The following is a 10,633-nucleotide window of genomic DNA, read 5'->3' on the forward strand; positions in this document are numbered from 1 at the left end:
CTACGCCGCCCTGGGTCACGGCCCGGGCAGCGCCCGTACGACGGCCACCAGTGCGGGAGCCGGCGCCAGCGCCACGGCCGGCGCGACCGCCACCGCCACGCCGACCGCGTCGTCGACGCCCACCGCGACGACGACAGCCACCCCGACCGGGACACCGACGACCACGCCGAGTACGACGACCGGGGCTCGCCCCAGCCGTACCTGCGCCGCACCGACCGGCTCGCCCACGGACATGCCCACGGGCGAGCCGACGGACGGGCCGACCGGCATGCCCACGGCGGCGCCAACGGGCGCGCCGGGCGACCGGCCCGACGTCGGGACCAAGCCGTCCGGGAAGCCGACCGGGAAGCCCAGCGGCCAGCCCACGACCCACCCCACCGGAGCGCCGAGCGGAGGGCCGAGCGGCGCTCCGCAGAACGCGCCGGCCGCCGATCCGTGCGGCGGCCCTCCCGGTGGCGCCGGTGGCGCCGGTGGCCATGGCGGACCGGGCGGACCAGCCGGGCAGCAGCCGCCGACCCCGAGTACGACGACCTCCACCGAGGACTGACCCGCACCAGCCGAGCGGCGGACCCCCGAAGCCGGGAAGGTCCGGGCATCAGGGCGCGCCGCTCAGCCCACGGGCGAGGCCGCCCCGGTGACGGCCACTCGAGCAACGTCGCTCATCGTCGACCTCTACGCCTGAGCTGCGCGGTGGTTGTCCCGCTCCTCCTCCATCACCTCGAGGAGGCGGTGCAGCGGCATCGGCCGGTGCAGCAGGTAGCCCTGGACGTACGCCTCGGGGGCATCCTCGGCGACGACGGCCAGCTGCGACTCGCGCTCGATTCCCTCGACGACCACCCCGAATCCGAGCGCGCGTCCCATGAGCACGACAGAGCGGAGCAGCGCCCGGGCTCGCTCGTCGCGGTCGATGCCGGCCGACAGCGACGCGTCGGCCTTGAGCAGGTCCGCGGGCAGGTCGTGGAGGTAGCTGATCGAGGAGAAGCCGACGCCGAAGTCGTCGATCGCGAAGACCGCGCCCATGCCGGTCACGGCGCGCATGACGTCGAGCATCTCGGGGTCCAGGTCGACCCCCTGGCGCTCGGTGATCTCCAGCACCAGCCCCGTGTCCCCCATCGCGGTCACCATGCCGGCGACGGTGTCGACGAAGCCGCGGTGGCGCAGCTGCCCCGCCGAGATGTTGACGCTGACGGTGAGGTGGGTGCCGGCGACAGCGCGGATGGCGGGCACGTCGGCGGCCACCCGTGCCATCACCGACTCGCCGAGCGGCACGATCAGGCCGGTCTCCTCGGCGGCAGCGATGAAGACCTCCGGGGTCACCGGGACGTCGTCGCGACGCCAGCGCGCCAGCGCCTCGACACCGGCCATCCGGCCGGACTCCACGGAGACCACCGGCTGGTAGACGACCTCGATCTCACCGCGCTCGACCGCGCGGTGGAGGTCGTCGACGAGGGCCAGACGCTCCAGGCGGGCGCGGCCGATCGCCGGCTCGTACTCGACGAAGCGCCCCTTGCCCCGTGCCTTGGCCTCGTACATCGCCAGGTCGGCGTTGCGCAGGAGCCCGGCCGCGGTGTCCTCGCCGGTGCCGTAGACGAGTCCGATGCTGGCCCCGAGCGCCACGTGCTGCCCGTCGATCTCCGCGCCCTGGCCGATGACCTGGAGCACCCGGTCGCACATCCGGGGCGCGTCCCCGACCCGGAGGTCCTCGAGCAGGATCGCGAACTCGTCGCCGCCCAGGCGCGCCACGGTGTCGCCGGCGCGCACGCAGGCGCGCAGCCGACCGGCCAGCTCGACCAGCACCCGGTCGCCGGTGGCGTGGCCGAACTGGTCGTTCACCGGCTTGAAGCCGTCGAGGTCGATGAAGAGGAGCGCCACCTCGTCGTGGCGGCGGCGGGCGCGGGTGAGCGCCTGCGTCACGCGGTCGAGCAGGATGCCGCGGTTGGGCAGGTCGGTGAGCGGGTCGTGACGGGCGACGTGGATCATCTCCTCCGTCAGCTCCAGCCGCGAGATCGCGTCCGAGGCGACGGCGCCGAGCGCGCGCAGCGCCTGCTCGTCGGCCTCCATGTCCGAGACCGGCCGATCGCGGGCCGGCGCGACGAGCCACTGACTGCCGGAGCCGAGCTCCACCCGGACCGCGATCTCACCGGCGCCCGGGCCGCGCTCCCGGAGCTCGATGCCGTCGAGGCGGAGCAGCTCGCCGGCGTCGCGCAGCAGCCCCGCCACCACCGCCTCCCGGTCGACGAGGCTCTGCGCCCGGACCGCGGCGTCGAAGAGGACCGCGAGCCGGCGCGCGTTCTCCCGGCCGCGAGTGACCGCGCTGGTGGCGATGAGGAGCGTGGCCAGCGGCACGGCGAAGAGGCCGAGCGTCCACCACGGCGTCGCCGCGTCCACGACCGCGCCGAGGTAGCCGAGCGAGTCGAAGGGGACGAAGCAGGCGATCGCCATCAGCACGCCGCGCTGGGTGAGCTGGACGTGCACCGGCGTCTGCTTGAGGATCGCGATCGAGACCGCGGAGAGCACGTAGTCGCTGAGGAAGTACGTCGCCGCGGCGGCCGCCACCGCGCCGAGACCCTGCAGGGTGCCGACGTCGCCTCCCCCGATCACGAAGACCACCGCGGCGAGCGCGGCGGCGAGGATCCCGATTCCGATGTTGAAGACCTTCGAGGACAGCGGCTTGCTGGCCGTCGACTGCGTCAGCACGACGCCCGCGGCCCACACGACGAGCGCCTGCGGCACGTCGAGCGCGCACATCAGGAACATCAGGATGCTCGAGTCGAACCCGACCTCGATGCCGCCCGCGCCGCCGAGCACCATCGGGAAGCGCGCCACGATCGCGATGAGCGGCACACAGAAGACCATCGTGATGGTCGCCTTCCAGCCCATCCCGCCGCTGGCGACGACCTCGCTGATCGCGACGGCGACCGAGGCCATGCCCAGGAGGAAGATCACGAGGTGATAGCGCCAGCGGCGCCTCGCGATCTGGTCCATGGCTGTCATCATGCCAATTGTCACGGCCGTTTCGACGGTTCTGCGGCTACGCCCGGCCGGAAGTGGAACAGTGCTGTCCGACCTTCCCGTGACGGCCCGGAGGAGCCCCGCATGCCGACCCATCCCAGAGACGCCGGGCCAGCCCCCCTGCTCGACGACCGGCCGGGCCGCCGCAAGCGCGTCGTCGTCATCGGCGCAGGCGTGGCCGGCCTGGCGGCCGCCTACGAGCTGGCTCGCGCCGGGCACGAGCCGGTCGTGCTCGAGGCCCAGAACCGCGTCGGCGGCCGGATCCTGACGCTGCGCGACTTCGCCCCCGGCCTGCACGCCGAGGCGGGCGCGATGCGGATCCCCCGGGTGCACGACCTCACGCTGCGCTACTGCGACGCGTTCGGTCTCGTCCTCCGCCCCTTCGTGATGGAGGACCGGACGGCGCCGCTCTATCTCGCCGGCCGTCGCTGGCGGTACGACGACGTGGAGACCGATGTCACCCAGCTGCCGTTCCGCTTCAGCGACGCCGAGCGCGGCCGCGGCTACCAGGAGCTCTGGGCCGAGGCCACCCGGGAGCTGCGCGAGCTGTTCGCCCGCGACCCGCGCCTGGCCCACGCCAGCCTCGGCGAGACCTACGACGCCATGAGCATCCGGGAGTTCCTCACCGACCGCGGCTTCTCCGAGGGCGCCATCGAGCTGTACGGCCTGATGAGCTACCGCGAGGCCAATCTCGGCGCCTCCGTGGTGGAGCAGCTGCGCGAGATCCTCGGCAACGCGTTCGAGGACATGGTGGAGGTCGCCGGCGGGATGGACCTGCTGCCCCAGGGGTTCTACGCGCGGATCTCCGAGCACGTCCGGTTCGGGGCGCACGTCACGGCGGTGGAGCAGGACGACCACGGCGTGACGGTGCACTACCGCTCGCCCGGCGGCACGACCCAGGTGCGCGGCGACTTCGCGATCTGCACGGCCCCGCTCGGGGTGCTCCGCCACATCGACTTCACGCCCGCGCTGTCGACCGCGAAGTACCGCGCGATCAGGGAGCTCAACTACAACCCCTCCACCAAGATCCTGCTCCAGGTGCGGCGCCGGTTCTGGGAGGACTACGGGATCCGGGGCGGAGCCACGGCGACCGACCTTCCGATCCGGAGGATCTGCTATCCGTCGCACCCGCCCGCGGACGGCGACGAGCGAGGCGTCCTGCTGGCCAGCTACACCTGGGGCCAGGACGCCGCCCGCTGGGGTGCGCTCAGCCCCGACGAGCGGCTCGCGCTGGCGATCAAGGACGTCGCGAAGATCTATCCCGAGGTGTACGAGTACGTCGAGGGCGGGGCGTCCTACGCCTGGTACAACGACCCGTACGCCGTCGGCGCGTTCACCCTCTTCCAGCCCGACCAGGAGCGCCGGCTGCATCCGGTGATCACGGAGCCCGAGGGCCGGATCCACTTCGCCGGCGAGCACTGCTCACTGTGGCACGCCTGGATCCAGGGGGCTCTGGAATCCGGTCTCCTGGCCGCCGAGCGGATCCACGAGGCGCCGCTCAGCGAGTCGGTCGAGGGATGAGCGCCGTGCCCTCCCCCGTCGGCTCCTACCTGCAGCGCGTCCACGACGAGCTGCTCGGCATGCGGGCCGGCGAGGTCGCCGACTACATCCCCGCGCTCGCGGCCGCCGACCCGGAGCCGTTCGGGATCTGCCTGGCCACCGTCGACGGCGCCGTCTACGCGGTGGGCGACGCCGACCGGGAGTTCACCATCCAGTCGATCTCCAAGCCCTTCACCTACGCGCTCGCCATCGCCGACCGCGGGCTCGACGAGGTGCTGGACCACATCGGGGTCGAGCCCAGCGGCGAGGCGTTCAACCAGATCAGCCTGGACCGCCACGGACGGCCCCGCAACCCGATGATCAACGCCGGCGCCATCGCCGCGGCGTCGCTGGTCGAGGGTGCGGACCCCTTCGGCCGGATCCTCGACTGGTACGGCCGCTGGGCGGGACGCGAGCTCCGCCTGGACACGGAGGTCTACGCCGGCGAGAGCGAGACCGGGCACCGCAATCGCGCGATCGCCCACCTGCTGCGCTCCGGCGGCGTGGTCGGCGGCGACCCCGAGCGGGCGCTCGACGCCTACTTCCGGCAGTGCTCGGTGCTGGTCACCGCCCGCGACCTCGCCGTGATGGCGGCCACGCTGGCCGCCCGCGGCCGTCACCCCACCACCGGGGAGACCCTGGCCGAGGGGCCGGTGGTCGACCAGGTGCTGTCGGTCATGACGACCTGCGGGATGTACGACGGCGCCGGCCGGTGGCTGGTCGACGTCGGCATGCCGGCCAAGAGCGGCGTCGCGGGCGGGGTGATCGGCGTGCTGCCCGGCCAGCTCGGGATCGCCGTCTTCTCCCCGAGGCTCGACGAGGTGGGCAACAGCGCCCGCGGCGTGGCCGCCTTCCAGCGGATCGCCGCCGACCTGCAGCTCCACTTCCTCCACGCGGGACGGCCCGCGGGTCGGACCGTGGCCCGCACGTACTCGGTCTCCGCGGCCCCGTCCACCCGCCGGCGCGGTCCCGACGCGCGGCGGGCGCTGGACGCCGCGACCGACCGCTCGGTGGTCCTCGAGATCGTCGGCGAGGTCGTCTTCTCCGGGGCCGAGGCCATCGCACGCCGGGTGGCACGGGAGCCGGCGACGCTGGTCGTCCTCGACCTGGCGCGCGCGACCCAGGTCGACGACGCCGCCACGGACCTGCTCGGGACGCTGGCGGCGCAGCTGGCCGAGCAGGGCCGGACCCTCGTCGTCGCCGGGCTGCCGGATGCGCCGGCCGGGGTGCGGGCCTTCGCCGGGCTCGACGAGGCCAAGGAGTGGTGCGAGGACGAGCTGCTCGGCGCCGCGGGCGTGGTCGAGCGGGACGGACCGGTCTCGCTCGACGAGCACCCCCTCGGCGCCGCGCTCACGACCGCCGACCGCGAGGCACTGCGCGGCCTGGCCGCGGCACGCCGGTTCGCGCCGGGCGAGATCCTGGTCCGGCGGGGCGACCGGGCCACCTCGATCTTCGCCCTGCTCGACGGCGAGGCCGAGGTCGTCCTGCCGCAGGCGGCCGGCGGCCCCGGAGGGCAGCGCCGGCTGACCACCCTGGCCGCAGGATCCACCTTCGGGGAGTCCGCGATCAGCGGAGGCGCCCGGACCGCCGACATCGTCGCCCTCACCGCCGGCGAGCTCCTCGAGATCGACACGGTCGCGCTCGAGCGGGGCGATCCTGGCCTCCGCGCGGCGATCTACGCCTACCTGCTGCGGGTCTCCCACGAGGCCCTCGAGCGGGCCACCCGCCGGATCGACGCGCTGGCGACCTGAGCCGAACGCAGGGCGGGGTCGCAGGCAGCGCCGGTAGAGTCGCGCCATGGTGGACGCAGGAGCGCTCATGGTCTCCTGCGCGTCGTGCGCGGCGGAGCTGCCCGCCCGCGCGAAGTTCTGCCTCGAGTGCGGAAGCCCGGTGGCCGCCCAGCAGCCGCGCGAGGTCCGCAAGACGGTCACGCTGCTGTTCACCGACGTGACCGGCTCCACCGCGCTGGGCGAGGCCATGGACCCGGAGGTGTTCCGGGCGCTGATGGGCCGCTACTTCGAGGCCGCCCGCGCCGCGATAGCCCGCCACGGCGGCACAGTCGAGAAGTTCGTCGGCGACGCCGTGCTCGCCGTCTTCGGCGTGCCGGAGGTGCACGAGGACGACGCCCTGCGTGCCGCCCGGGCGGCCTTCGAGCTCAACCAGGCCGTCCGCGAGCTGGCCGCCGACTTCGCCCGGACGCACGGCGTGGCCTTCGCCATCCGGACCGGGGTCAACACCGGCTCGGTGGTCGCCGGCACCGGGCGCGCCGGCGGCTCCTTCGCGACCGGCGACGCCGTCAACACCGCGGCACGGCTGGAGCAGGCCGCCGCTCCGGGCGAGATCCTCCTCGGCGAGCAGACCTGGCAGCTGGTCCGCGACGCCGTGGACGCCGAGCCGGTCGCGCCGGTGGCGGCGAAGGGGAAGGCCGAGCCGGTGCCGGCGTACCGCCTGCTGGACGTGCGCGAGGGCCACGAGGGCCGCGACCGCCGGCTGGACGCGCCCCTCGTGGGCCGGGACCGCGAGTCCCGCGCGCTGGACGAGGTCCTCGAGCACGTGGTCGCGACCGGCCGGAGCGCCCTGGCCACCGTCGTGGGGAGCGCCGGGCTGGGCAAGACCCGGCTGATCGGCGACTTCGTCGACGGCGTCGGCCGGCGGGCCGCGGTGGCTCAGGGACGGTGCGTCTCCTACGGCCAGGGCATCACCTTCTTCCCCGTGGTGCAGGTGATCCGGTCCGCGCTGCGGCTGGTCGGCGGGGAGTCGCCGGAGGTGGTCCGGCACGCGCTGAGCGAGACGATGGGCGACGCGCCGGACACCGACCACGTCGCCGACCTGCTTCTTCCGCTGCTGGGTGCCTCGGACGCGCCGGGCAGCCACGAGCGGACCTTCTGGGCGGTCCGGCGGCTGCTGGAGGAGCTGGCGCGCAGCCGGCCGCTGGTCCTCGTCCTCGACGACCTGCACTGGGCCGAGCCCACCCTGCTCGAGCTCCTGGAGCTGGTCCGTGCCGAGATCACGGACCTGCCACTGCTGCTGGTCTGCGGAGCCCGTCCCGAGCTGCTCGAGGAGCACCCCGGCTGGGGCGAGGGGTCCCGGCTCGTCGCGCTCGACCCGTTCGACGGCCACCAGACCCGCCAGCGGATGGAGGCGATGCTCGGCGCCGGCGTCCCGGACAGCCTGGTGGCGGCAGTGACGGACTGGTCGGGAGGCAACCCGCTCTTCGTCGAGGAGATCGTCGCCCACCTCCTCGAGGAGGGGAAGATCGAGCAGGGCGAGGAGGGCTGGGAGCTGGGCGGGGATCCCTCCGGCGTACGCATGCCGCCCACCGTCTCGGCGCTGCTGGCCGCCCGCCTCGACCGGCTCCCCGGCCCCGAGCGGGAACTGCTCCAGCGGGCCTCGGTGATCGGGCTGAGCTTCACCACCGCCGAGGCGACCACCCTGGCCGGCGGCGCCGCGGACGTGCCGCACACCCTGACCTCGCTCGCCCGGCGCGACCTGCTCCACCCGGTCGCCGCGGAGACGGAGTCCTGGAGCTTCCGTCACATCACCATCCGGGACGCCGCCTACGACGCCCTCCCGAAGTCGCTCCGCGCCGAGCTGCACGAGCGCTTCGCCGGCGTCCTCGCCGGGACCTCCGCGGAGGCCCGGGAGACCGGCGCGGAGAGCCTCGCGTTCGTGGCCCACCACCGGGAGCAGGCGCTCCGGCTGCGCCGCGAGCTCAGCCCGCACGATCCCGGCCTCACCGCTCAGGCGGCGCGCGCGGTCGAGACGCTGCTCGAGGCGGCCGAGGCCGCTCTCGCCCGTGACGACGCCGCGGCGGCCCGGTCCCTGCTGGCGAGCGCCGACGAGCTCCGACACCCCTCCGCGCGAGGCCGGCGCGACGTGCTGGTCTCGCGGCTCCGGGCGAACGCCGAGACCTACATCACCCGGGACGCGGGGGTCCTGGTCCAGCGGCTCGCCGAGGAGACCGACGCGACCGCCGACGACCTCGACGTGGCCACCCTCGAGCTGGAGCAGCTCACGCACCGGCTCAACAGCAGCGAGGACGTCGAGCCCGAGCTGGTGGTCGAGACCGCCGAGCGGGTCGAGCGGCTCGCCACCGCGGCGGGTGACGCCGCCCGCCTCGAGCGTGCGCTGACGGCGTTGGTCACCGGGCACACGATGCTCGCCCGCTGGTCGGGCGCCAGCACGGTCGCGGAGCGGATGGCGAGCAGCGAGTCGCAGGCGGCACGCCGGGTCGCGAGCTCGATCCGGGCGGCGATCCTGCTGCACGGCAACGTCCCGCTCTCCCAGGCCGAGGAGTACGTCGGGGGCGTGGCCGTCACGCCCGCCGAGCGACGCTGGCTCGCGATGCATCGCGCCATCGCGCTCGCCGCCACCGACGCCCCGCCCGACCACCCGCTGATCGAGGACGCCGTCGCCGCGGCGGCGGAGGTTCCCGGCGACATGGTGCTGGCCACCGAGATCGCCACCATCCACCACCTGCACGGCGATCTGCCGCGGGCGATCGCCGGCTACCGGCGGGCGATCGAGCTGCAGCGCGAGCACGGCGACCTCGCCATGGCCTCCACCTACCTGGGGGTCACCGCCACGCTGCTGCTGGAGACCGGCGGCGACCTGGCGGAGGTCCGCGACCTGCTGCGCGAGGCGGAGGGCTACACCTCGGCGTACGACATCGCCTCGATCGCCTTCAACCACCAGATCGCCTGCGTGCTGGCGGCACGGAGCGGCGACCTGGACGGCGCCCGGCGCCACGCCGAGGCCGGTCTGGCCGCCGTGGACCGCACCGAGCAGCTGTGGGCGGCCGCCGACCTGCGTCGCCACTGCGCCGAGTGGGCCCGGCGAGCGGGCGACGCCGAGACCGAGCGCCGGCTGCTCACCGAGGCGCAGGCGCTCTTCGAGCGCAAGGAGATCGCGTACTGGGCCGAGGTCTGCCGGCGGCGGCTCGCCGAGCTGGACTGAGCCCTCCGGGCTCGGCCACCCGGAGGGCTCAGCGGATCGGCAGCGTCACGCTGCGAGTGCCCTCCTCGAAGTCGGAGACCCGCAGAGTGACGGCCATGCGCCAGTCCCCCACGACCGGCACGCTGACGGTGCCGACGCGATGCCCCGTCCCCGCCGTGGACAGCTCGACGGGGAGCGGGCCGACGTCGCGCTTCGGCAGCGAGACGGAGGCGGTGATCTCCGCCGGCTCGACGGGCTGGCCCTCCCCGTCGAAGACGTAGAGATGCAGCTCCATCTCGCGGGAGGCGCGTGGCACTGCGGAGACCTGCACGGTGTCGCCCTCGATGCTCAGGTTCGCCGACGCGGTCGGGCGGTAGGCCGTGGCGGCGGGCTCGACGGCCACCAGCGCCGACGTCACGCCGATGACGGCGGTCAGCGCGCCGGCCTCGAGCAGCACCGTCCGGCCGAGCGCGGGAGCGGTCTCCGCCGAGCGGAGAGCTCGCCGGGAGGCGAGCGCGATGCCGAGCACCAGGACGACGAGGCCGACCTTGACCGACAGCAGATGGCCGTACGTCGTCTCCGCCAGCGCCCCGAGCGACCGGACCTGGCGCCAGCCCTGGAAGACGCCCGTCACCAGCAGGGTCCCGACGCAGGCGATCGCGACCGCGGAGAACCGCAGCAGCACCGGCCGGCCCTCCGGCGAGCGCCACACCCGCTCGACGACCACCTGCCCGAGCCCACCCAGCCAGACCGCCATCGCCAGCGCGTGCAGCGTCCAGCTCGGCACGCTGAGCGCCCTCGCGGCGCCGGCGGCGGCATGGCCCGCGAGCGCGAAGGTCGCGCACAGCAGCACCGCGAGGAGCCCGACGACGGCCGACCACTCCACCGGCCGCAGCCGGCCGCGTGCGGCGACCAGGACGCCGAGGAGCACGGCCAGCGCCACCCGCGTCAGCTCCGCCCTGCCGTACACCGTCCCCAGCACCTCCTGCACGAGGGCCGGGTCGAGCGCGGATCCGAGGCCGAGTCCCGCGTCGAGCGGCCCCTTGACGGCGAGGTCCACCAGCCCGGCCAGGGCGACGGCGCCCGCGCCGCCGAGCACGACCCGGCGCCCGGCGGCGGATGGGTGCCAGCCGAGGATCCAGACGAC

Annotated in this window: 6 protein-coding genes; 3 read left to right on the top strand and 3 right to left on the bottom strand. The window is 74.6% G+C overall.

Annotated features, from left to right (window positions below; genetic code table 11):
* Window positions 1-15: 15 nt before the first annotated feature.
* Window positions 16-366 (bottom strand): hypothetical protein, encoded by a 351-nt coding sequence (locus tag QM572_RS11710; RefSeq protein ID WP_415093261.1) that lies wholly within the window; start codon window positions 364-366, stop codon window positions 16-18.
* A 306-nt stretch (window positions 367-672) separates the two neighbouring features.
* The gene (locus tag QM572_RS11715) at window positions 673-2,985 is read right to left on the bottom strand and encodes a putative bifunctional diguanylate cyclase/phosphodiesterase (RefSeq protein WP_415093263.1); all 2,313 of its coding nucleotides are present in this window, start codon (window positions 2,983-2,985) and stop codon (window positions 673-675) included.
* 111 nt (window positions 2,986-3,096) lie between these two features.
* On the opposite strand from QM572_RS11715, the gene QM572_RS11720 reads away from it, so the two are divergent.
* From QM572_RS11720 to QM572_RS11730, 3 genes are read left to right on the top strand one after another with little or no spacing between them, the layout of a single operon-like run.
* Window positions 3,097-4,533, top strand: a complete 1,437-nt coding sequence (locus tag QM572_RS11720) for a flavin monoamine oxidase family protein (protein WP_415093265.1) — start codon at window positions 3,097-3,099, stop codon at window positions 4,531-4,533.
* 5 nt (window positions 4,534-4,538) lie between these two features.
* The gene (gene glsA / locus QM572_RS11725; RefSeq protein WP_415093267.1) at window positions 4,539-6,302 is read left to right on the top strand and encodes a glutaminase A; all 1,764 of its coding nucleotides are present in this window, start codon (window positions 4,539-4,541) and stop codon (window positions 6,300-6,302) included.
* A gap of 46 nt (window positions 6,303-6,348) precedes the next feature.
* On the top strand, window positions 6,349-9,507 hold the full coding sequence (locus QM572_RS11730; protein ID WP_415093269.1) for an AAA family ATPase: 3,159 nt from the start codon (window positions 6,349-6,351) through the stop codon (window positions 9,505-9,507).
* 28 nt (window positions 9,508-9,535) lie between these two features.
* On the opposite strand, the gene QM572_RS11735 is transcribed toward QM572_RS11730, so the two are convergent.
* Window positions 9,536-10,633, bottom strand: a 1,098-nt coding sequence (locus QM572_RS11735) for a copper resistance D family protein (protein WP_415093271.1), incomplete at its 5' end; no start/stop codon positions are given.

This window comes from Nocardioides sp., assembly GCF_047607365.1.
Taxonomy (GTDB): domain Bacteria; phylum Actinomycetota; class Actinomycetes; order Propionibacteriales; family Nocardioidaceae; genus Nocardioides.

Coding starts and splice junctions, on each gene's coding strand:
- QM572_RS11730 (WP_415093269.1), top strand. CDS start 6,349: ATGGTGGACGCAGGAGCGCTCATGGTCTCCTGCGCGTCGTGCGCGGCG.
- QM572_RS11720 (WP_415093265.1), top strand. CDS start 3,097: ATGCCGACCCATCCCAGAGACGCCGGGCCAGCCCCCCTGCTCGACGAC.
- QM572_RS11715 (WP_415093263.1), bottom strand. CDS start 2,985: ATGGACCAGATCGCGAGGCGCCGCTGGCGCTATCACCTCGTGATCTTC.